This is a genomic window from Streptomyces sp. NPDC096046, assembly GCF_040303285.1.
Taxonomy (GTDB): domain Bacteria; phylum Actinomycetota; class Actinomycetes; order Streptomycetales; family Streptomycetaceae; genus Streptomyces.
On the sequence record NZ_JBEOSZ010000067.1, the window covers coordinates 1 to 20,459 of the forward strand.

The window sequence follows — 20,459 nt, forward strand, 5'->3', positions numbered from 1 at the left end:
CCCCGACGGCGTCGAGCAGGAGGTCTACGGCTTCCTCCTCGTCCACCACGCCGTGCGCCAGGTCATGCACAACGCTGCGGCCCAGGCCGGGACCGGCCCCGACCGGCTGTCCTTCACCCGCTCCCTCCGTGTCGTGCGCCGCCAGGTCCCCGCCCAGGCGGCTTTTTCCCCCTGACCGCCTCGCCGCCGCCTGGGACCGCACCCTCGCCGAGATCGTCAGACGCCTCTTACCGGTCCGCAGACTTCGCGCGTTCCCCCGCGTCGTCAAGCGCAAGATATCCAACTGGGGCCTCAAACGCCCCCACCACCGCATCTGGCCCCAACCCGCCCTCACGCCAGCCGAGGCGGTCACGATCGTTCCCGCGTCCAAGACCGCCCCGACCAAGCGAAAACCCAAGGCCACGGCTTAAAACAGTGGCATTGACCCTAGGAGTGGTGGTCAGTGCCCGAGGTGGCGCAGACAGTCCTCGAACGTGGCGTGCGTCGCGTCCGCCGGTCCGGAGTGCCGGTTGTACCAGGCCGTGTCAATGCGGGTCTCCTGCTGCTGGTGTCCGGCCCGGCTGCTCGCCACCGGCGGAGACCGCAAGACCGATGCCAAGGACGCCCTCCACGTCGCCCAGGTCGCCCTCTTCCGCCATGACCTGCGCCCTGTAGTCCCAGCAGACCAGACCACGATCCTGCGGCTGCTGACCGAGCGGAGGGACGACCTGGTCCACGAGCGCACCCGCGTCCTCAACCGACTGCACGCCGTCCTGCGCGATCTCCTGCCTGGTGGAGCACCCACCGGCCTGTCGGCCGACAAGGCTGCCGCCTTGATGAAGGGCATCCGGCCGGTCACGGCCACCGACAACTGCCGCCGGGACATAGCCCGTGACCTGCTGGCCGACCTGCGCAGACTGGACCGGCAGGTCAAGGACAACGAAGCCGAGATGCGCGAGGCTGTCGCTGCGACCCGCACCACGCTGACCACTCTGCCGGGCCTGGGCACCGTGCTGGCCGCGAAGGTCCTCGGCCACATCGGGGACATCAGCCGGTTGTTCCCCACCGAGCACCACTTCGCCAGCTACACCGGCAGCGCACCCCTGGACGCCTCCAGCGGCAACAACGTCCGCCACCGCCTCAACACCGGCGGAAACCGCGCGCTCAACTCGGTCCTGCACACCATCGCCGTCTGCCAGATCCGCGACGGCGGGCGGACAGGACTACTACCTCCGCAAGATCGCCGAGGGGAAGAGCCCCTCGGAGGCCCGCAGGGCCCTCAAGCGACGCCTGTCCAACGTGGTCTACCGGATCATGAAACGAGACCAACTGAACCACCTCGCTCAAGCCGCTTGACACACAGAGGCGCTATCAGGTCATGCTCCGCCCGGCCGGAGCCCTGGGAACCGGGCCCCGGCGGTCGGACAGATCAAAGCAAGGACAGCCCAGCAGGACGTCAGTCAGTGATTGGGTCACGACCACCGGGGACCCGGATATCACTATGACTGTCGGTGATCGTGGAGATCGTCTGCCGGGACACCTCGGCTCCATAGACCTCGGCCAGGTGGTCCTGGACCTCACCGGTCGTCAGGCCCTTCGCCGCGAGCGAGATGACCATCTCGTCCACGCCGGACAGACGCTTCTGCCGCTTCTTGACGATCCTCGGCTCGAAGCTGCCTTCCCGGTCGCGAGGTACTGCTATCTCGACCGGGCCGACATCGGTCAGCACGGTCTTGGCGCGGGTGCCGTTCCGTGAGTTGCCGCCGTTCTTCCCGGCGGGATCGTGCTTGTCATAGCCGAGATGGTCGGTGATCTCACCCTCGAGAGCGGACTCCAGGAGCCGTTTGGTCAGCTGCTGGAGCAGCCCGCCCTCGCCGGTCAGCTGAAGGCCCTCGGCCTGAGCCCGGCCCACCAGCTCGTCAATCAGCCGGTCGTCCGCAGACTTCGACGGCGCCGCCTCAGACGGCTCGACGGGTTCAGACTCGGTCACTTGTCGCTGGTCATCGATGCATCTTCCATGATCGGGAGTTACACCGAACGTTTTACAGTCCCCGCCGGTGCGTCGCACCGCCCGGTACTCAGGACCATGCCGTGACGGGTTGGAAGCTCCGGTCGGCGCGGAACAGGTCGGTGGCCGTGTAGCGGTCGACCCACAGCTCGCCGTTCCGGTGGCGGACGTAGTGGCCCGGGAAGTTGTACGACTCCAGGGCGACCGAGCCCGCTGCCGTGCCCGGGCGGACGTTGAACGTGGCGTCCTTGGCGAAGGTGGCCGTGCCGTCGTTGGCGGCGACGCGGACACGGAACGCTGAATGACGCAGGTAGAGGCCGCTCGCGGTGCGGAAGGAGTAGCAGTTGGCGTCGGCCAGGCCGGGGACGACGGTGAGGGTGGCGTCCTGCTTGGTCTGGATCGTGCTGGAGGCGTCCACGGGGTCGGTGTAGCCGAGGAAGTTGCGGTGGCGGATGTACCGGTCGGGGATGTTCACCGACGGGAAGGAGCGGGTGGTGTTGAGCGGCAGGGTCACGCCTCCGGTGACGGTCTCCTTGACCACCGTGAGGTGTTTGACGGTGCCGGACAGGCCGGGCAGTTCGGCCGGTGTCGTCCAGGTCTTGAAGGTGTCGTAGCTGTCGACGTAGTAGAACTTGCGGCGCATGTAGTCCTCGAAGAAGATGCGCCAGCCGCCGTTGTCCAGCTGCACCAGGACCGGGCCCTCGCCGTCGAGGTCGGCCCAGTTGCCGGTCTTGGTGATCGTCCAGGGGCCGGTCAGGCTGCTGGAGGTGGCGAAGTCGATGGATTTGGTGGAGGTGCTCTTCAGGAACCCGTGGTACGTCGAGCCGATTTTCACGACGGTGGTGTCGATGTAACCCCCCCTGACGCCACCGGTCATCGGGGTCGCGGTGCTCCACGAGGTCAGGGTGCTGTTGGTCGCCGTGATGATGTACGGGTTGAAGACGCCCCTGGCCTCGGGGTTCAGGTGCAGGGAGACCAGAATGTTGACGCTGCCGTTGTCCGGGTCGATGAACCACTCCGGGGCCCAGGCGTTCCCGACCTCGGGGAAGTTGATGGTGATGTTGCCGAGGAAGGTCCAGTTCTGCCGGTCCGAGCTGCGGGCTAAGCCGATGGTGTTGCCCGTCCAGCTGGTGGTGTAGGTGACGTAGTAGAAGCCGTCCGTGTGCCGGAAGACGCTGGGGTCGCGCACCAGTCCGGACGGCGGTGTGTAGGCGGGCCCCTTCACGAGGTTGAAGCCCGTGGCGTCCACGGAGTCGTACACGTACATGTCCCGCCCGCTGGAGTACGTGAACGCGGTCATCGTGTACCGCGAGGTCTGGCCGGCGGGCGGGGCGGCCGCGTGTGCCGTGCCGCTGAGCAGGGGTGCCAGCGGGGAGGCGAGGACCGCGGGGGTCGCGCCGAGGGCGAGGAGCGCTTTCATCGCGCTTCTTCGACTGGGGACCGGCAACGTCATGATGGCTCCTGGATGTGGTGCGGTCGCTGATGGCGGGGGCGAGGCGGGACTGCTCGGTCGCTGCTCCGCCGCTATGTCGCGCAGTGGGCGGCGTGCTGCCGGTGCAGTGTCGTGCCGGCCGGCTGGATGTGGAGCAGGTTGTTGAAGTGGCGTAAGCAGCGGCCGGGAAGGTGAGCGGCTCGAAGGAGACGCCGTTGATGGAGTCGGCGAGGTATCGGCGCGCCGGTGGAGGGATGCGTCGTTGTGGACGACGGCTCTGCCGTGGGCGCGGGTGGTGCGGCCGTTGCCGCAGCCGCCGCGTTCGCGGTGTTGTCCGCGCGGTAGGCGATCCACTTCTCCGTGCGGTGGGTCGCAGCCGCGGAGGGGGAGGGGCTTCGGCTCACTGGGTGTAGAAGGTGGCGTCGGGCCGGTCGGTCGCCGTGCTGAGGGCCTGGACCAGCAGCAGGTAGTTGTAGTGGCGGATGTAGCGGCCCGGGAGGTTGTACGACTCGTAGGAGACCCCGGCGGAGTCCGCGAGGCCGGCCCGCGTGGTGAAGGAGGCGTCACCGGCGAACAGCGACGTCCCGTCGTTCTTCTCCACCCACACCTCGTTGTTCTTGTGGCGCAGGAAGTAGCCGGGGAAGTTCGCCGACTCCAGGGAGACGGTGCCGGTGCCGGCGAGACCGGTGACCACGCGGAACTGCGAGTCGGCCAGCGGGGCGACGTTCGCCTCGATCTTGGCGCGGTACTCCCAGTGCCGGATGAACCGGTCGGGGAAGTTGTACGAGGAGAGCCGGATCGGGGTGAGGCCGTCGGCGACCGGGATGCCGAAGTCGGGTGTGCCGTCGGCCTTCCAGTAGATCTTCTGCACGCGGGTGCGGCGGTTGGGGTCGTTCAGCGGGGCACCGCTGATGTCCCTGTAGCTGCGGTCGTGGTAGACGAGGATGTCCGACTTGCCGTCCTCAGAGACCGTGAACTGGTTGTGCCCGGGGCCGTACTGGCTGGTGGCAGCGTTGGTGACGAAGACCGGGCCGGCGTTCTTGGTCCATGACGAGGCGCTGAGCAGGTCGTCCGAGGCTGAGGCGGTCAGCAGGCCCATGCAGTAGTTGGCGTCGGTGGCGCTGGCCGAGAAGGTCATGAAGACCTTCCCGTTGCGCTGGAGCACGGCCGGGCCCTCATTGACCGTCGCGCCGGCCTTCTCCCACGAGGCGGTCGGCCGGCTGAGCAGCGCCGGTGTGCCGGTGATGGTCCACGGGTTGGACATCTGGGCGATGTAGATGTTGGTGCCGAGGCCGAACACGGGCGGGTTGTCCTGCGCCCAGGCGAGGTAGCGGGTGCCGTTCACGGCGAAGGTGGTCGGGTCCAGGGAGAAGGTGTCCAGCGGCAGCGCGATGCGGCCCTTCTCCGTCCACGTGCCCGTGATCGGGTTCGCGTTCGCGCACTCCAGGACGTAGGGCCGGATCCTCCATTTGTCGTTCGCGGCGCCGGCGGAGAAGTAGATGTACCACTTGCCGTCGATGAAGTGGATCTCCGGGGCCCAGATGTAGCCGCCCATCTCACCGGTGGCGTGCTTGGTCCAGATGGTCGTCTCGGAGGCCGACGTGAGCCCCTGGATCGTGGCGGCCCGGCGCAGCACGATCCGGTCGTACGCCGGCACCGTGGCGGTGAAGTAGTAGAAACCGTCGGTGTGCTTGAAGATGTGCGGGTCGGCCCGCTGCTCGGCGATGGTGTTCGTGTACGTCACGCCGGGTGAGGCGGGCACGGCGGCGTGGGCGGTACCGGCCGAGACACCGGTGATGGTCGCGGCGGCCGACCCGGCGATCATGCCGAGGACCGTCCGGCGGGTTAACTCAGGTCTCACGGAGGACTCCCTCTGGTGCTGGCGGGGCGGAGGTCCCCCCTCCCCGCACATTGCCGAGATATCGAACATCGTCCGCAAACTCGACCAGAAGGTAAGTTCTGCGCCTGCCCGCTCAGCGGTCAGGCCCCCACCCTCCGGATAACGCATCCCACCGGCATATCGCAGGGATCAAGAACCGTCACTACCCGATGACAACCCGAAAATCTCAGTAATCGCCGACCGTCTCGACATCACCGGCGCTCGCTGGGGACTCGACGGAGCCGAAGCCGTCCTCCGACTGCGCGCATTGATCACGAACGGCGGCTTCGAGGACTAGGGTGCGTTTTGAAAGTGCTGGTCACAGCCACTCGTTGATAGCTGCGACCAGCACCGTCGCTTCGTAGCGGACGGCGAGCTTGTCGTATCTCGTGGCGACCGCACGGTGCCGTTTCAGGCGGTTGATTCCGCACTCCACTGTGTGGCGCTGCTTGTAGTCGTCCTTGTCGAACTTCGGCGGCCGGCCGCCCTGGGAACCGCGTTTCTTGCGGTTGGCGATCTGGTCGCGCTTCTCCGGGATCGTGCAGCGGATGCCGCGCTTGCGCAGGTAGTCGCGGTTCGCGCGGGAGCCGTACGCCTTGTCGGCACGCACCTTGTCCGGCCGGGTGCGTGGGCGGCCCTGACCGAGCCGGGGCACCCGGATACGGCCCAGGACCACCTGGAACTGCGGCGCGTCACCGCGCTGTCCAGCCGTGACGACCAGCGCCATCGGCTTCTGGGCCTGCTCGACCGCCAGGTGCAACTTGGTGGTCAGCCCGCCCCGGGAACGTCCGAGCCCGTGATCGTCGGGCTCGGTGAACACACCACCTGGCGGCTCGATCTGCAGATCCCCTTTTTGCGGGCACCGGCCGCATGCTGGTGGGCGCGGGCGATGGTGGAGTCCACCGAGACGTCCCAGGTGATCAGCCCCTCGGCGTCGGCCTGGGCCTGCAGCTGCTCGAAGATGCGGTGCCAGGTGCCGTCCCGCTGCCAGCGTCGGAACAGGCCGTACACCGTCTCCCACGGGCCGTACCGCTCGGGCACGTCCCGCCACGGAGCACCGGCGCGGGTGCGCCAGCGTATACCGTCTATCAACTGCCGCTTGGTGTGCACCGGTGGCCGCCCAGGCTTTTTGCCGACCGGGAGCAAGGGCTCCAGCTTCGCCCACTGTGCATTCGTCAGATCATGCCGCCCACGAAGTGGATCTTGACACATCAAGATCCACTTCTGAAACGCACCCTAGAGCCCGGTCCACGTGTCCAAGCGCGTCGGCGGCACGTCCCCGTCCCTGTGTACCAGTGCGGATCGAGGACGGGAGCGTGTGCACACGCGTGACAGGCACACCGCGGTGGACCCGCCGGACGACGTCACAGCCGGGCGGGCCGATGTTGCCCGCGAACGTGCACTGCTGTTGGAGGCGGCCGCCCGGATGGTGGCCGAACGAGGGGCGACGGAAGCACCTCAGGCGATGTCGTGGATGTTGTGCTCGGTCAGGTCGGACGCGTGCCGGGCAATGGCACAGCAGTCGGCATCATCGATTGACCGCCTCCTTCTTGGTCCTGACCTTGGAAAGAGCGTGACCCGCTCCAGGGCGTCATCGTCGATGTCGATCTGAGTCACAAGCGTGCGTACCTCCCACGCTCCGGCGGGTTCGTCGGCCTGGGCGGCAGGGTGCGATGCGCTTGCCCTGCTGTCTTACGAAACCCTTACGCACCCGCCCGGTGTCGGGGCCCGCGCCTACGCTCACCGCGTGACGACCTCTCTCATGACGACCTCCATACGGATCGCCCTTGTCACCGCCGCGCCCCTGGCGTTGGCCGCAGCGGGCCTTGCACACCCCCACGGACTGTCGAAGTCGACGGCGGCGGACTGGACAGACCTGCACGTCCTGCTGCTGCCCCTCTTTCCGCTGCTCACCATCGGCCTCCTGGTCCCGCTGTGGCACCGTCCCCGGCCTGGCATCGAAGCCGCCGCCACGGTGGCGGCCTGGACAGGTGCCTTCGTCTACTCGGCCTTCTACACCGGGCTCGACGCCGTCGCCGGCATCGCGGCCGGAACGACGGTCGAGCACGCTGCCGCAGGCACGAACCCGGGGCCGTTGAAACGCCCGCTCTACGACGTGGGTGAGTCCCTCGGACAGGTCGGCGCCTACGCCCTGATCTGCGCGGTCATGGCCGCTGCGGCAGCGCTGTGGCCACGGCACGGCGCCCGCGTCCTGCCGGGCACAGCCATTCTGCTCGTGGCCGGCTGGTCCTTCGTCGACAGCCACATCTTCTGGCCACGCGGGGTCTGGACGATGTGCGGCTTCGCCCTTGGCTTCGCCCTGCTCGCCTGGACCACCAGGTCCCACAGCCGGGGCCGGCCGCGGACAGAGGGCTGAAGGCAAACGGCAAACCCCTGTGCCGTGCGGTGTGCCGTCGCAGGCCCGACCGGGCGGGCCCAGCAGGTAGCCGTGCCTCTGCCTCTCGTCGCTGCCCCGGCGCAATGGGGGAAGTCCGCACCGGCCTCCACGGCCCGCCGGTTCATGTGCCGACGCTGCGACAAGTGCTGGATGTACGTGCCGACCGCTGACACTGCCGACCAGCGCATGCGCCGAGCCTTCGCCCGGGGCAGAGCAAGTGCTTACGAGAGTCTGACGCGGAGCTCGTTCCCTCTCCTCCCACCCCACCCACTGGTCACTCTTGTCCCGTCCGCAGATACGGATGACGGATCCGGGTGCCCATGGACAACGAAGCTGAAGGAGACGGAACATGAGCGTGCACAGCGGTCACGGGGATCAGTATCGACAGAGCCGCCAGGACGGAGCGGGCCGCGTTCACCGGCGAAAGTCCAGGACGCGGCGCATCGTGATCGGCGGCGGAGCCCTCGCCATCGCCGGGGCGGCGACAGTCGCCGTGTCCCTGGCCTCGGCCAGTCAGTACTCCGGGAGCTCCGGTGCCGACCACGCCGTCTTCGTCCAGGGCAACGAGCTGGACGGCAACACCATCCATGTGTTCGCGCGGGACGACGACGGCAAGCTCGAACCCGCGGGGACCCACGAGACCGGCGGCAAGGGCGGTGACCAGGTCGACGCCCCCACCGACTCGCTCGCCTCCCAGGGTTCGCTGGTCTACGACGATGCCTCGGGGATGCTGCTGGCGGTCAACGCGGGCAGCGGCACGGTGACCTCGTTCCGTGTCGAGGGACAGGAACTGAAGGAGCGCCAAGTCGTTGACTCCGGCGGGGAGTTCCCGGCCAGCATCGCGGTACACGGCAAGGTCGCGTACGTCATGAACGCGGGCGGTGAGGGCTCCGTCCAAGGCTTCGAGATCACCAGCAAGGGGCTCGAGCCGCTGCAGGGCTCCCACCGCTCGCTGGGCCTGAACAACGAGGACGTACCGCGCTTCGACACCTCACCCGGCGAGGTCGAGATCACCCCGGACGGCCGCAATCTGGTGGTCACCACCAAGGCGGCCAACACGGTCGAGGTCTTCCCGCTGAAGAAGAACGGCCTCCCGGCCGTCGACGAACCGGTCGTCAACCAGTCCGCGGGCGGTGTCCCGTTCGCGATCAGCTTCGACAGCACCGGGAAGCGGATGCTGGTCGCCGAGGCCGAGAAGTCCACGGTCACCACCTACAAGGTGAAGCACGACGGCACGCTGAAGGTCCTTCAGGAGCCGCTCGCCAACGGGCAGGAGGTCCTGTGCTGGCTGGAGCGCGCGGGCAACTACTTCTACGGCGGCAACACCGGTAACTCCACCGTCAGCGGCTACCGCATGGACGAGCAGGGCAAGCTCTCCCTGACCAACGACGTCGGCGTGGCCACACCGCCCTCCGCGAACTCGCAGGGCGTGATCGACCTCGCGGTGACGGAGGACGAGAAGTTCGTCTACGTCCAGAACGCCGTCTCCGGCACCGTGGACGGCTTCCGCGTCGAGTCAGACGGCGCTCTCACGAAGGTCACCACGGCTGAGGGGCTGCCTGCCTTCGACGAGTCGGGCATGGAAGGCATCGCCGCGGTGTGACACGCCGCGCAGTCGCGACGACCACACTCTGCTGCCCTGCGGGTCGGAGCCACTCTCGGTCACCAGGGACCAAACAGGCGCCCTGGGCTCCCTCCTCGGGGCGCCGTGCCCATAGCGTGCCCATAAGACCGGACAACCACGGTAGACAGCGGTGCGATCCGGCCCCGACGATCAGCCAACGGGAAGGCAACTGTGCAGGTCAGAGACGTGGAGCCCACCCCAAGCGCCGTCGCTTCCCAAGCGCCGTCGCTTCCCAAACGCCGTCGCTTCCCAAACGCCGTCGCTTCCCAAGCGCCGTCGCTTCCCAAGCGCCGTCGCTTCCCAAGCTGAGAGCGCGACCCCGAACGCGCCACCCGCCGGGCCATCACCCAACTCAACCAGCTCGGCTACACCGTCACCCTCAACCCGCTGGAAGGCGCCGCCTGATCGACCCGAGCCCGGACACCCGGCGGCCCACGGCCACCGGGCACCCAGTCCTGCCCACACCCACCCTGACCCGCTGCTATTTACGCGTCAGAGACCGGGGTTCTTTGTTGTCTAGACTGGCGGGCCGGTCTCGCACCACAACCGCACCAACAGCACCGAGGCCACCCCGGGCCCTAGGGTGCGTTTCGAAAGTGCTGGTCACAGCCACTCGGTGGTCCTCGATGAACTGGAAGCGGTTGGTCACCAGGTCATCTCTTGTGCGAAAAACTTCGTGGCCTTGCGGAGAATGTCACGCTCGGTAGCGAGCTTGTGCATCTCCTTGCGCGCTGTCGCCAGCTCCCGGCGCAGGGCCTCGTTCTCGGCCTGAAGCTCTTCGGCCGTCGGCGGGGAATCCACCGTGTTCTTCTCCGTGCTCGTGTTCGTCATGCTGCCCCCGCCGCGGCGGGCCCGTTCGGCTCGTACCCAGTTGCGCAGCGTCTCGCGGCTGATCCCCAGATCCTTGCCGATGCCCTCGAAGGTGTGGCTCGAGTCCGACAGGTACAGCGCGACGGCGTCCGCCTTGAACTCGGGCGAGTAGACCTTCATCACCATAAGAGATCCCTCCCACCCGGCCCCTGCCGGGGCCGGGCTCAGAGGTGTCCACCACCCGGGGACAGGTCCCATGGTCTGGGTCGGAGATCTCTTGCAAGCAGCCGATTGATCACGACATCACACAGGCCCTAGTCGGTCGACAGCAGCTCGCATCGACCATTCGGCCAGGGCAAGGGCGGTCCCGGTCCACGGGTTCTGGCCGTTCGGCCGAGGTGGTGGCCCCCGCCGTGACGTGAGAGTGGGGTTCGCCCCCGCAGGAACGCGGAGGGGAACGAAACAGGCGAGCAGGCGAGGGGTCGGGCATGGCGAGGGCAGCAGACGCCGGGAGCCGGAGCGGAGCCGACGAAGCGGGTGCGCCGCTTCGCGACGGGCGTACGAACGGGCACTTGGCACGGGTCACCGCGCTGGCGGTGACCGCACTGATCTCGGCGCAGTTGCTCGCCGTGGCGGCGGGCCTCACCACCAGATGACCGGGACGAACGGGTTCGCCGCAGTGATGGAATGGGAGAAGGCGACATGACAATTCGGGTGGTCGTCGTCGACGATCAGGACATGGTGCGTTCGGGGCTCTCCGCGCTGCTGTCCGCGCAGAGCGACATCGATGTTGTCGGAGAGGCCCCCAACGGCCGGCTCGCCATCGAGGTCAGCCGCAGTACGCACCCCGACGTGGTGCTGATGGACGTACGCATGCCGGAGATGAACGGGCTGGAGGCCGCGCGGCGGCTGCTGGATCCGCCGCGCGGCGTGGTGCACCGGCCCAAGGTGCTCATGCTGACCACTTTTGACATCGACGACTACGTCTATGAGGCACTGCACATCGGTGTGAGCGGCTTTGTGCTCAGGGGCGCCCCGATCGCCGAGCTCGTGCAGGCGGTACGGGTGATCGCCGCCGGTGAGGCGCTGCTCGCGCCGTCCATAACCCGCCGCCTCATAGAGGAGATGCCACGGCGCCGCCCCGGCACGCACCGGGCCAGCCGTCTGCGGCTGAACGGCCTCACACCCCGGGAGGTGGAGGTCCTGCTGCTCGTGGCGCGGGGCCTGTCCAACGCCGAGGTCGCCGCGCGGCTCGTGGTGGCCGAGCAGACCGTCAAGACCCACATGACCCGCCTGCTCGCCAAGCTCGGCGCCCGCGACCGAGCCCAACTCGTGGTCTTTGCCTACGAGTCCGGACTCATGGTGCCCGGAGCACCCTGACCGCCCGGTCGTCCTCTGCCCGGGACCTGCTGCCACGTCATACCCAGGTGTGACATCCGATTTGGCACCCGGGTGTGACGTGCGGCCCCGTATCCGCGCCCTATCGTCACGGCGCCCCGATCAAGGACCGGTTTCGTAGGAGCGTGACGCATGTACCAGCCCAACGATCATCAGCCCATCGACGTCGACCACGTCATCCGCCTCTACCGCACGTACGCCGACGACCTGGCCCGGGCCCGCGAGCGGCAGCGCGCGCTGCTCGCGCCGCCCCACTCGATGAAGGCCCAACTCGACGACATCGAGGCGGAGATCACCTACCTGCTGTTGCGCGAGGCCCTCCCGGAGACGGTCGTGGAAATCGGTACCTTTCATGGCTGGTCCACCACCTGGATCCTGCGTGCCCTGAGCGACAACGGCACCGGCCACCTGTACTCGTACGACGTCGTCGACCACGTCGTGCGGGAGGTGCCGAGCCAACTCTCGGCAGGCCGCTGGACGTTCACCCAGGGGTCGGCGCAGGAGAACCTGGAGAAGATCCCCGACACCGCGGACTACCTCTTCATCGACGCGGCCCACTCGGCGAGCTTCGCCCGCTGGTACATCCGGCACCTGTTCCCGCGCATGCGGCCCGGCATACCGGTGTCCGTCCACGACGTCTTCCACGGCCGCAGGTCATTGCCGTTCACCGAGGGAGCGGTGGTGCTGCGCTGGCTGGCCGAGCGGGAGAACCCCTACTTCACCGCCTCCCGGGCCCACGCGCCCGAGACCCACGTCCGGCTGGCGGACGTCAAGCGGTCTCTCAGCCTCGGCCACCCCGTCCGCGAGAGCCGAGACAATCCGATGATCTTCTTCACGCTGCGCTGACCCGTGACGCCCCCTACCGAGCAGTGTGCATCGTGAAGTTGCAGGTCACGGGTCTGGTGTGTGCGGGGTTCGCGATGCTCGGGCTGGTCGCGGGCGGATGGCTTTGGTGTAGATCGTCGGTCAGCGGGAGACTTCGCGGTTCGTCAGAACCAGCAGAGCCCTCACCAGGGCGGTCGCCCACTTCGGGTCGGTGCGGACCTTGCCGAGGACCCGCCAGTTCTTCAGGTGGGCGAAGCCGTGCTCGACCGGCGCCCGGACGGCGGCCAGCGCCTTGTTGGACAGTTGTCCTCGGGTCAGGGGCCGGTTGCGGGCGGCCTTGTAGCCGGTGATCACGGCCGGGTCGGCGTCCGGGCCGCTGTCGTCGAGGCCGACGAAGCCCAGGTCGGCGATGGCGCCGAGCCCGGCCGCCCGCAGTTTCGCGGTGAGCTGGTCATGACGGCAGGCGGTGATCTCCGAGGATCGTCCGGGGCGGGCCGCCGAGGCCCACAGCAGGCGGCCCCGGTCGTCGGTGAGCCCGATCACCAGCAGGCCATGACACTTGTGCTTGCCGGAGTAGTTCCTCCGGTTCGCCGTGCCGGTGCGCCGCCGGGTCCGTATCAGGGTGCCGTCGAGGAGGACCACCCCGCCACCCGTTCGGGCGATCTTCTTGAGTGCGCGGTCCAGGCGTGGGGCGCGGGCAGCGAGCAGGCCAACGGCTTCGCGCACCCACCGGGTGACCGTGGTGCGGTGCACTCCGTTGCCGCCGGCGAGGTCGCCGGGCCGCTGGTCACAGCGCAGCACCGCCAGCACGATGCCGGCGATCTTCCCAGCGGGCAGGGCCCTCCAGCGCGAGCCGAGCTTCTTCAAGTGGCCGCGTATCAAGGTGGCGAGGTAGTTCAGGGTGGCGCTCGACAGCGGCAGGCGGGCGGTGTAGACAAGGCCGTCAGGGCCCTCGACGGGGCTGGTGCTGTTCTTCACAAACCACGTCAACTGCCGTCGGGGGCCCGCCGGTTACGCCCCGACACCCCGTCTTGGTGTGGCTACCGGCGTGCGGTGAACCGTCCGTCGGGCCGTTTGTGCAGCCAGCCACGGTCAGCGAGCTTGGTCATCTTCGCCCGCAGCGGCTCCAGCTTCCCGCGCACCGCCACCTCAAGTCCCAGCTCCTCGCCCACCGCCCTGACCTGCACCGGGCCGTCCGCTGCCCGCACGATCGCCAGGATCCTGCGGTAGTCGCCGGGCAGGGCGGCCTCGTCGGTCGCGTCGCTGCGGTGCGGAATGAGCAGGACCGCCCGTCCCGCCACCTGCGCCTTCGCTGGAGCGACAGCCTCGGCGTCGGCTTGGACCTGCTCGGCCAGGCGGTTCAGCACCCGCTCCGCGATCGCCAGTTCGTCCCGCTCGACCTGGACTTTCTGAAGCTGCTTGGTCAACTGCTCGGCGAGAGCGTCCAGCTCGCTCCGGCGAGCGGTGATCCACTGCCGCTCCTGCATCCCGCAGCCCCCGCGATCTCATAACGTGCCGACCTGCTGACGGATCGTAGGCGGGGGTCGGTCGCGAGCGCAGCCGAACCCGGCATCCCACCGGAACCGGACCCGCCCGATGATCTACACCAGGGACATCGGCCACCGACCAGCGCGAGTACACGAGCCATCGCTCACACCAGACCCATGACCTGCGAATTCACGATGCACACCGCTCACTGGGCCTTTCAAACCCCGGACGGTGTGCGCCACACCGCCGACGACGGTGCAACCGATGGTGAAGCCGTTGAGTGGACCTGGGAGGTCACCCGGTTCCACATCCACGCGCAGGCGACGTTCGGCGTCATTCTCACCAGCGATGGCGACTACCACCGCTACGGCGTCACCAACTACGACGCTATCGCGGCATTCGTCTACGAGGTCTTGCCTCCCCTATCGTGATCTCGCCCCCGGCCGGTGACGGCAACGGGACAAAGCGGTCAACTGGTCCTGTTGGGCTGGCCTTCACCGCAGCCCGAATCAGCCCGGATACCGGGCCCGTTACGGTCACGCATGGTGGGGCACGTTGTACGGTCCAAGCTCCTACCTCACCAATGCCCGTCGTGCGCCCGTGCCCACTGGATCACTCTGCGCAGACCGTGGCGGTGCCGCAGTCGCCGCGCCCCGCTTCTACAGCCCAGCAGAACAGCTGATCCGATTTGGCGAAGGCGACTCACTCGCGTCGACGACGGCATGCGGCGGCTCGCGGAGGAAGAGCAGCTTGCTGAAGCCGCCTCGGCCCTACGCCCGTGGGCCGTGTCCCGGCTCCAAACGGGGTGGCTCCGTCCCAGCACCGCCGCATACCAACGATCACCGGAAGTGCACCGGGCACAGCGCAGATGACCAGACCTGATCACCACGGGCCGCTATCTGACAGCACTGCAGCTCAGACCCCACAGCCCAGTACCAGCTCCCACACTCGCCACGGCTACCGAGGCAACAGCACCGTCTGACCACAACCACACCCCAAACTGATCAACACAGGTCAGAACACCCGCGATTGATCACAAGCACTGCTCCTGGACAGGAGCAGTTGTCCGCTATCGGGATGCGCTGGACGTAGAAGGCGCACGTCACATGTGACTCCCAGCGCCCCATAACAGGTACAGAGAGACCGAAGGCCCGGACCAGGCGTCCGGGCCTTCGTCATGCCCTCGAATTCCTCTCCGGTCGCTGCTGTCCGGGTGCCAGCTTCCGGCCCTACGGGGTGAAGAAGCCGTGCCCGAGGAGGACGAGACGCAAGCACCTGAGACCTGTCACTGTCCCGCCCGCTGAGCCGAACTCACCCCGGAGGCCAGAGCAATGACCACCCGCCAGACGACCGAGGGAACACCCGCGCCGATCGCGGCTACGCTGAACACGCCCACCCTGGGCCGGGCTGAGGCCCCACAGGGACGCTCTCAGGCAGAGAGCCGCAGCAGGACCGCCGACCGCGCGGCGCATACCCCCGCGGACGACACCACGCAGGTGTCCGCTGTCCTCGATCCCTCTGCTCAAGGGAGCAGCATCATGACCCGGGACAACGTGCCCGCGCCCGTCCAGCCGCCCGACCCGTCACCCGCTCGACAGCAGCCCGCTGCCGGTCCCGGCCTGACCGCCGCGATAGTCCAGGGCGCCGCCCAAGGCGCCGCTCGGTCCTTCACCGCCCGCTTGGTGGACAAGTTCCTGACCAACCCGCCCGACTGGCTCAGAGCCCTATGGCACATGCTGCCGCGCCCGTGGGACCACTAGTCGCCTCGCCGGGCAGGGGCCCGACCCTGCCCGGCGAGGCGGCTGCGCCCGTTGTCAGCGGCGGGTGCTCCGGATCGGAGGCGCTGCGATCTACATGTGCGGGTAAGTACAGACGTATCCGGCCTTCCAGTCGGCCAGCGACTGCGGATGCCACTTGATGGTCAGGGTCTCTCCTGCCAGTGGGAATCGCGGGCAGAAGATGCCGTCCCACTGGTTGGTGAAGTGCGCCATGCCGACCTCCCTGTTGTAGTAGGCGGGTTGGCCGCAATGGGCGCATACGACGACAGGACCGCTGAAGGCCTGGAGCCGGTCCCTATGGCTCAGCCCCGACTGCTGCCCCAAGAAGGTGTCGTCGGTGCGCGGGTACCGCTCCTGGACCAGGCGCAGCGAGAGGTCATGCCAGTCCATACGCAGCAGGCCAGCCGCGGCCGGGAACGCCGGGCAGAACACCGCGCCTTCCTGCTCGGCGAAGTGGCTGGCGCCGCTGGCGCTGTCGTACGCGGGCTGGCCGCAGGCGCTGCAGATGCTGATCAAGCCCTGGTAGGTGCGGATGCTGGCGCCGGGCGCTTCGAGGGCCTGGCGGCGGGCCTGCGTATAGCGGATGCCGGAAGCGGCTGCTGCAGTATGGGTGTCGAGCTTGCGGCGGCGGTTGCGGGTCATCGCTGAGTCCTCCTCGGCACGCCCACGCCCGCGCCGAAGCGAGGAAAGTTCGATGATTGTGCGCGATTCGGAGAACCTTCTCCGCCTGCGGGGCGTGGGTGCTGGTCCGCGGGGAGTCTGGCGTGCGCGCCGCCTCGCTCGGGATCATAGCCGACAGCGAACGCCGCCTGTGGAATGTGCCGAAGACGCATGGTTCGGCGGGACAGGCCTCGAGGCGGCGCTCATTCTTCGGAGGTGTCGTCCTCATCTTCGGCATCGTGGGTAGCTGAGTCTGCGGCCGCGATGAGATCCAACAACGACCGCACCGGGGAGACCGGCAGGGACACGATTCCCTGAGCGGTGCCTTCCATGTTCGTGGCCGTGGCTGTCCAGGGCACCTGCAGCGTCCCGGGCAGAGGCTGTCCGGTCACAGCCACGAACGGTGCCAGGTCCTCGGACAAGCCGACGCGCACGTCCTCCGCAGGGAAAACGACGGTGGTCCCCTCCACCTCGATCTCCCATGCAGGCGGCAGGACACCAGGCATGACTGCCGGGAAGGCACGGTGCCAGGCGGGAGTGGCCGGCAAGCCGACGAATGGCTCTCGCTTCACCGGCCCGTAGGGGCGGGGCGCCTTGGGGAGGCCGCTCGGAAACGGCTTCCTCTTGTCCCGGTCATCAGGGTCTGTCGGAGGCAGAGCGAGCACGCCATCCGGCAACTCCAGCCTGACCTGCACGTCCTTGAGGTGGATGTGCGTGTGATTGTGCAGACGCAGCGCGATGCGCGATGCGGCGAGTGCCGCCACTTCCGGCAGTGTTCTCGGGAGGGCTCGCCTAAGCGCCTCCAGGTACTGGTCCACCTCTTCCAGATACGTTTCGCGGCTGCGGGGATCCGGGGTCGTTTGTGAAGCGAAGTCCCTCATCATCTGCTCCACAGTCGGCGTCGCCGAAGCAGACTTCAGGCGGCTGACGAGACGCTCGCGCTCCGCGTTGACGACGCGGTCCAGGGCTTCGTCCGGGGTGACTACGGGGCTCACCGCGCCTTGTTGTACGGAAAGCGTCAGGTCAAGCGCCTGCTGCTTGCGCAGGAGACGCTCGCCCAGGCGGTCGATGTCGACAGCCCGGGCACGGTCCGTCCGGCCGGTGCGCCGCACAAAAATCGTCGCCTCGCGGATCGTTTCCTTGTCCTTCGCCTGGTCCGATTCGCCGCGCGGTGGCGGCGGAATCTCCTTGCGAATGCAGAAGATCGGGTCGCCCCAGCTCGGAGGACTGACGGTGACTATCAGGACTGGAAGCCGATCATGCCCTTCCTCGCTGACGTGGACGTAGGTGGTGCGCCAGTCGATGTCCTCACCGACGTACGGCGTGATCCACCTCTCCAGCTCGACGCTGTCGATCTCTTCGACGCCGTGGTAGCCCTCCGGATCGACACCCACGACCAGGAACCCGTATCCCTCCACGTTGCGCAGGGCAACGTCGGGCTGACGGTTAGCGAAGCCAATGATGGCGCGGGCCAGATGCGCACGAGCACTCTTGTCCGCCTTGTTCTTCGGCCGAAAGTCCAGCGTCGACTTCCATTCCAGCCAGTCCAGCTCATCCGCTGCGCTCGCTGCTCGGACCGCCGTCACCAACTCCAGGTACTGCGAGGCACGGACCGGCGGGCGGCGTGTGTCGAACTCCAAGGCCACTAGCGAGTCACCCTTCACTCATTCCCAGCAGTATCCCTGGTGAAGGTGGGACTGAGGAGCGGTGTGGAAGGCATTACGGCATGACGTGGTCCTTGCCCGAGCCGATGCTGACCGTGGCCGTGGACAGCCCTGTGCTGTCCACCGGGTGGGCAGCGGAGCCGAAGTGGGACGGCTACCGCGCCCAGCTCGCCGTGTACGCGGGCGGGCGGGTGCTGCTGCGCTCCAGGCGCGGCACGGACATGACGGCCTCGTTCCCCGAGATCCGGGAGGCGGGCCCTGGCGCAGCTGCCGGCGGACACCGGGATCGATGGCGAGCTGGTGGTGTGGGAGCGGGATCGGTTGGCGTTCGAGCGGCTGCAGCAGAGGCTTGCCCGGCGCGGGGCAGTTGCCGCTCAGGCGGCACGGGAGTGGCCGGCGCACTTCGTGGCCTTCAACCTGGTCCACCGAGGCGACGATCTGACGGGCTGGCCGTACGCGCGGCGGCATGCGGCGTTGGAGGCGTTGTTCGCGGAGCTCGGCCTGACGGCGCCGTTCACACTGTGCCCGTCGACGACCGACCCGGCCCTGGCGCGGGAGTGGCTCTCGTGGACGGCGGCCGGGGTGGAAGGGCTGTGCTTCAAGCGGCTGGAGGAGTCCTATCGCGGGGGCGTGGCTGCTGCTGGGCCGCTACGACCCGGCGGGCCGCCTGCAGTACATCGGCCGCAGCACCACTCTCTCCCGGGCCGTCGGCCGCGCTGCGGCCGACCAGCTGGCCCCGCCGCACAGCGTGCATCCGTGGACAGACTGGACGTTCTCGGCAGGGTGGGGAACGCAGCGCACCCTCGATGCCGTCCTGGTGCAGCCTGAGGTCGTGATGGAAGTCGACGTCGACGTCTAGGAGGTACCGCTGTTCGGCGAAGGCGGCACCTCGTCATGAGTCAGGGCCCGGCCATAGTCGGGCCGGCCACGGCGGCCGCGGTGAGCTCCTGGCACAAGTCCAGGTAGCAGCGCAGACGTACGCCGGGCTGACCGGCGTCCCGCGTCGTCTGCTCCGCTGTGGCTGTCGCCTACCGGTCGGCGAGCATCTGCTGAAAGGCGAACGCGGTGGCGTCGTCGGCGGCCGCGACGTCGTACGGCACCGCCCGGCTCCCGGGGCGGGTTCCGCCGCTGCCGCGAGCCGTCGGCACAGTATCTCGAGGAACTGCGCGAAGTCGCGGCCTACGCACGGCTCCGCTGACTGCTGGATTACAAAATTCGGCTCCCCCGAGCACGACTGCCACCCAGACCGCGTCTGAGCGGTCTGTGATACCAGTGAGTAGGCATCTCTTGCGCGGATGGCCACTCAGATTGGTTCGAGGACGATGCACTTCTGTTCGTACAGCTTCGTCATGACTGCCTGCCATCGTTCGTGACGGGGGCGGGACCAGCACAAAGCCCATGCTGGGCCGTCGGCCATCCGGATCACCTCGGCAAGAGAATCGAGAATCGTCAATACGCGCGGAACACCGAGGGGAACCTTACTCCCGACGTGCACTCGATCAATCTCGACTTGGCCGCGCTCGGCGTCTTGATCCCGGAACCGCGTCAGCGCGCCCTCGGTGCGCAATACGCCGTTTGGTGGGTTAGTAGGTGCCGCAAGTCCCTGGCCCATGACACCTCGCCGGTCTCGACGTCAGTTCCGAGCACCTTGTGCGAGGTGACCAGGGTCTTCCATCCCGGCGACTCGAACTTCGGCGGGGTGGCCAGTTTGATGGTGTGCTGTTTTCCGTCTAGAGAGAGGGCTGAGCCAAGGGCTTCCCGCAGGGCCTTCTCCAGGTACACCTCGAACGCGGTGACCGCGTTCTTGACCACTGATGCTTCGGTGATCCAGGCATAGGAGTGAGGCCAGAGTCCGTCGACGGCGTCCTCGAAGATGTCAAGGTGCTCATCTCCGTAGTGCCGGTCTGGATCGAAGCGTGCGGCGAATGACTCCTCGGCCTCGTTCCAGGTCTGCTGATAGGCTTGGTCCGACCACTGGGTGGATAGCCGAAGGAAAGCGCGGTTCTCCCGGTCGTTCCACTTCCAGTCATCGAACGCCCGGCTGACTGTGCCGCTGGCCTCGTTCCACGTCATGGATCGAGAGTAGAGAGCCAACCCCGGCCATCCCAGCGGGTTTTCGCAACAGGTACTGCGACTACCGCTGGAAGGCGACCGGTGTCGGTTGCGCAGGGTCTCCAGTACAGACACCCCAGACGGCAACCCCCTGCCGTTCAGCCACTCTGTGACGGCTCCACCAGGCCCGGCATCCAGTTCGGCCTCGACTTGCTCGCACAGGCCCAGGGCCCACTCACGGATTTGCTGAGCCGCGTGCCAGCCGACGGTGAGGTCTGCCATTGGCGTCGTGTTGGCCAAGCGCCGCAGCTGGACGCGGGCGTCACCCCGCCGCCACTACGTCTCGGACAACTACTCCGACACCGCCACTGCTGTGACGGCTGGCGGGCCGCCCGCACACTCTGTCCACGGTGGGTCCCCGACGCCGCGGGTCTGGTGCTGGCCGACGACGGCTCGCTCACCTT

19 protein-coding genes and 3 pseudogenes are annotated in these 20,459 nt (G+C 67.9%); 10 read left to right on the top strand and 12 right to left on the bottom strand.

Annotated elements, in window-relative coordinates:
• Nucleotides 1-527: 527 nt before the first annotated feature.
• Nucleotides 528-1,484, top strand: coding sequence for a transposase (locus ABTX62_RS34715; protein ID WP_352119915.1), 957 nt, complete (start codon nt 528-530; stop codon nt 1,482-1,484).
• Nucleotides 1,485-1,486: 2 nt separating this feature from the next.
• Here ABTX62_RS34715 and ABTX62_RS34720 read toward each other — a convergent pair.
• From ABTX62_RS34720 to ABTX62_RS34740, 5 genes and pseudogenes are all read right to left on the bottom strand, one after another.
• Nucleotides 1,487-1,983, bottom strand: a pseudogene (locus ABTX62_RS34720) (transposase); the annotation flags it as partial.
• Between the two features lie 74 nt (nt 1,984-2,057).
• Nucleotides 2,058-3,440: a glycoside hydrolase family 43 protein gene (locus tag ABTX62_RS34725; protein WP_352119916.1), complete on the bottom strand. Its 1,383-nt coding sequence runs from the start codon at nt 3,438-3,440 to the stop codon at nt 2,058-2,060.
• A 379-nt stretch (nt 3,441-3,819) separates the two neighbouring features.
• Nucleotides 3,820-5,244 (bottom strand): family 43 glycosylhydrolase, encoded by a 1,425-nt coding sequence (locus ABTX62_RS34730; RefSeq protein ID WP_352119938.1) that lies wholly within the window; start codon nt 5,242-5,244, stop codon nt 3,820-3,822.
• A 373-nt stretch (nt 5,245-5,617) separates the two neighbouring features.
• A protein-coding gene (locus tag ABTX62_RS34735) for an IS5 family transposase (RefSeq protein WP_502998068.1) occupies nt 5,618-6,510 on the bottom strand; the annotation gives its coding sequence in 2 pieces (ribosomal slippage) (nt 5,618-6,099 and nt 6,099-6,510; 894 coding nt in all).
• Nucleotides 6,511-6,756: 246 nt separating this feature from the next.
• Entirely contained in the window at nt 6,757-6,915 is a 159-nt protein-coding gene (locus tag ABTX62_RS34740; RefSeq protein WP_352119918.1) for a hypothetical protein, read from the bottom strand.
• A 130-nt stretch (nt 6,916-7,045) separates the two neighbouring features.
• Here ABTX62_RS34740 and ABTX62_RS34745 point away from each other — a divergent pair, with 130 nt between their 5' ends.
• Together ABTX62_RS34745 and ABTX62_RS34750 are read left to right on the top strand one after the other, a co-directional pair.
• Nucleotides 7,046-7,675: a hypothetical protein gene (locus ABTX62_RS34745; protein WP_352119919.1), complete on the top strand. Its 630-nt coding sequence runs from the start codon at nt 7,046-7,048 to the stop codon at nt 7,673-7,675.
• A 466-nt stretch (nt 7,676-8,141) separates the two neighbouring features.
• Nucleotides 8,142-9,299 (top strand): lactonase family protein, encoded by a 1,158-nt coding sequence (locus ABTX62_RS34750; RefSeq protein ID WP_352119920.1) that lies wholly within the window; start codon nt 8,142-8,144, stop codon nt 9,297-9,299.
• 666 nt (nt 9,300-9,965) lie between these two features.
• Here ABTX62_RS34750 and ABTX62_RS34755 read toward each other — a convergent pair.
• Complete coding sequence (locus tag ABTX62_RS34755) at nt 9,966-10,316, bottom strand: transposase (RefSeq protein ID WP_352119921.1); 351 nt, start codon at nt 10,314-10,316, stop codon at nt 9,966-9,968.
• Between the two features lie 302 nt (nt 10,317-10,618).
• On the opposite strand from ABTX62_RS34755, the gene ABTX62_RS34760 reads away from it, so the two are divergent.
• The 3 genes from ABTX62_RS34760 (at nt 10,619) to ABTX62_RS34770 (ending at nt 12,374) form a co-directional block, all read left to right on the top strand.
• A complete protein-coding gene (locus tag ABTX62_RS34760; protein WP_352119922.1) occupies nt 10,619-10,786 on the top strand; it encodes a hypothetical protein in 168 nt (55 codons plus the stop codon).
• 46 nt (nt 10,787-10,832) lie between these two features.
• Complete coding sequence (locus ABTX62_RS34765; protein ID WP_352119923.1) at nt 10,833-11,510, top strand: response regulator; 678 nt, start codon at nt 10,833-10,835, stop codon at nt 11,508-11,510.
• 150 nt (nt 11,511-11,660) lie between these two features.
• Nucleotides 11,661-12,374, top strand: a complete 714-nt coding sequence (locus ABTX62_RS34770) for a class I SAM-dependent methyltransferase (protein ID WP_352119924.1) — start codon at nt 11,661-11,663, stop codon at nt 12,372-12,374.
• Between the two features lie 120 nt (nt 12,375-12,494).
• Here ABTX62_RS34770 and ABTX62_RS34775 read toward each other — a convergent pair whose 3' ends face one another.
• The gene (locus ABTX62_RS34775; protein WP_352119925.1) at nt 12,495-13,331 is read right to left on the bottom strand and encodes a transposase family protein; all 837 of its coding nucleotides are present in this window, start codon (nt 13,329-13,331) and stop codon (nt 12,495-12,497) included.
• Nucleotides 13,332-13,393: 62 nt separating this feature from the next.
• Nucleotides 13,394-13,840 carry a hypothetical protein gene (locus tag ABTX62_RS34780; protein ID WP_352119926.1) on the bottom strand — a complete coding sequence of 149 codons (447 nt, stop codon included), beginning with the start codon at nt 13,838-13,840 and terminating at the stop codon, nt 13,394-13,396.
• Between the two features lie 177 nt (nt 13,841-14,017).
• Here ABTX62_RS34780 and ABTX62_RS34785 point away from each other — a divergent pair, with 177 nt between their 5' ends.
• Nucleotides 14,018-14,272, top strand: a complete 255-nt coding sequence (locus ABTX62_RS34785; RefSeq protein WP_352119927.1) for a hypothetical protein — start codon at nt 14,018-14,020, stop codon at nt 14,270-14,272.
• A gap of 1,107 nt (nt 14,273-15,379) precedes the next feature.
• Nucleotides 15,380-15,601: a hypothetical protein gene (locus ABTX62_RS34790; RefSeq protein WP_352119928.1), complete on the top strand. Its 222-nt coding sequence runs from the start codon at nt 15,380-15,382 to the stop codon at nt 15,599-15,601.
• 90 nt (nt 15,602-15,691) lie between these two features.
• On the opposite strand, the gene ABTX62_RS34795 is transcribed toward ABTX62_RS34790, so the two are convergent.
• Both ABTX62_RS34795 and ABTX62_RS34800 read right to left on the bottom strand, forming a co-directional pair.
• Nucleotides 15,692-16,261, bottom strand: coding sequence for a hypothetical protein (locus ABTX62_RS34795; RefSeq protein WP_352119929.1), 570 nt, complete (start codon nt 16,259-16,261; stop codon nt 15,692-15,694).
• A gap of 221 nt (nt 16,262-16,482) precedes the next feature.
• Nucleotides 16,483-17,919, bottom strand: coding sequence for an RNA-binding domain-containing protein (locus ABTX62_RS34800; protein ID WP_352119930.1), 1,437 nt, complete (start codon nt 17,917-17,919; stop codon nt 16,483-16,485).
• A 110-nt stretch (nt 17,920-18,029) separates the two neighbouring features.
• Between ABTX62_RS34800 and ABTX62_RS34805 the strand changes: the two are divergent.
• Together ABTX62_RS34805 and ABTX62_RS34810 are read left to right on the top strand one after the other, a co-directional pair.
• Nucleotides 18,030-18,137, top strand: a pseudogene (locus ABTX62_RS34805) (ATP-dependent DNA ligase); the annotation flags it as partial.
• 109 nt (nt 18,138-18,246) lie between these two features.
• Entirely contained in the window at nt 18,247-18,771 is a 525-nt protein-coding gene (locus ABTX62_RS34810) for an ATP-dependent DNA ligase (RefSeq protein ID WP_352119939.1), read from the top strand.
• A gap of 71 nt (nt 18,772-18,842) precedes the next feature.
• Here the strand turns inward: ABTX62_RS34810 and ABTX62_RS34815 are convergent.
• Together ABTX62_RS34815 and ABTX62_RS34820 are read right to left on the bottom strand one after the other, a co-directional pair.
• A pseudogene (locus tag ABTX62_RS34815) lies at nt 18,843-19,343 on the bottom strand (DUF6207 family protein).
• A 145-nt stretch (nt 19,344-19,488) separates the two neighbouring features.
• Nucleotides 19,489-20,016 carry a hypothetical protein gene (locus ABTX62_RS34820; RefSeq protein WP_352119931.1) on the bottom strand — a complete coding sequence of 176 codons (528 nt, stop codon included), beginning with the start codon at nt 20,014-20,016 and terminating at the stop codon, nt 19,489-19,491.
• Between the last annotated feature and the right edge of the window lie 443 nt (nt 20,017-20,459).

Bases quoted from the DNA above. Each gene is read 5' to 3' on its own strand.
- ABTX62_RS34785 (WP_352119927.1), top strand. From the start codon at position 14,018: ATGACCTGCGAATTCACGATGCACACCGCTCACTGGGCCTTTCAAACC.
- ABTX62_RS34765 (WP_352119923.1), top strand. From the start codon at position 10,833: ATGACAATTCGGGTGGTCGTCGTCGACGATCAGGACATGGTGCGTTCG.
- ABTX62_RS34780 (WP_352119926.1), bottom strand. From the start codon at position 13,840: ATGCAGGAGCGGCAGTGGATCACCGCTCGCCGGAGCGAGCTGGACGCT.
- ABTX62_RS34715 (WP_352119915.1), top strand. From the start codon at position 528: ATGCGGGTCTCCTGCTGCTGGTGTCCGGCCCGGCTGCTCGCCACCGGC.
- ABTX62_RS34725 (WP_352119916.1), bottom strand. From the start codon at position 3,440: ATGACGTTGCCGGTCCCCAGTCGAAGAAGCGCGATGAAAGCGCTCCTC.
- ABTX62_RS34770 (WP_352119924.1), top strand. From the start codon at position 11,661: ATGTACCAGCCCAACGATCATCAGCCCATCGACGTCGACCACGTCATC.
- ABTX62_RS34755 (WP_352119921.1), bottom strand. From the start codon at position 10,316: ATGGTGATGAAGGTCTACTCGCCCGAGTTCAAGGCGGACGCCGTCGCG.
- ABTX62_RS34730 (WP_352119938.1), bottom strand. From the start codon at position 5,244: ATGATCGCCGGGTCGGCCGCCGCGACCATCACCGGTGTCTCGGCCGGT.
- ABTX62_RS34790 (WP_352119928.1), top strand. From the start codon at position 15,380: ATGACCCGGGACAACGTGCCCGCGCCCGTCCAGCCGCCCGACCCGTCA.
- ABTX62_RS34820 (WP_352119931.1), bottom strand. From the start codon at position 20,016: ATGACGTGGAACGAGGCCAGCGGCACAGTCAGCCGGGCGTTCGATGAC.
- ABTX62_RS34760 (WP_352119922.1), top strand. From the start codon at position 10,619: ATGGCGAGGGCAGCAGACGCCGGGAGCCGGAGCGGAGCCGACGAAGCG.
- ABTX62_RS34795 (WP_352119929.1), bottom strand. From the start codon at position 16,261: ATGACCCGCAACCGCCGCCGCAAGCTCGACACCCATACTGCAGCAGCC.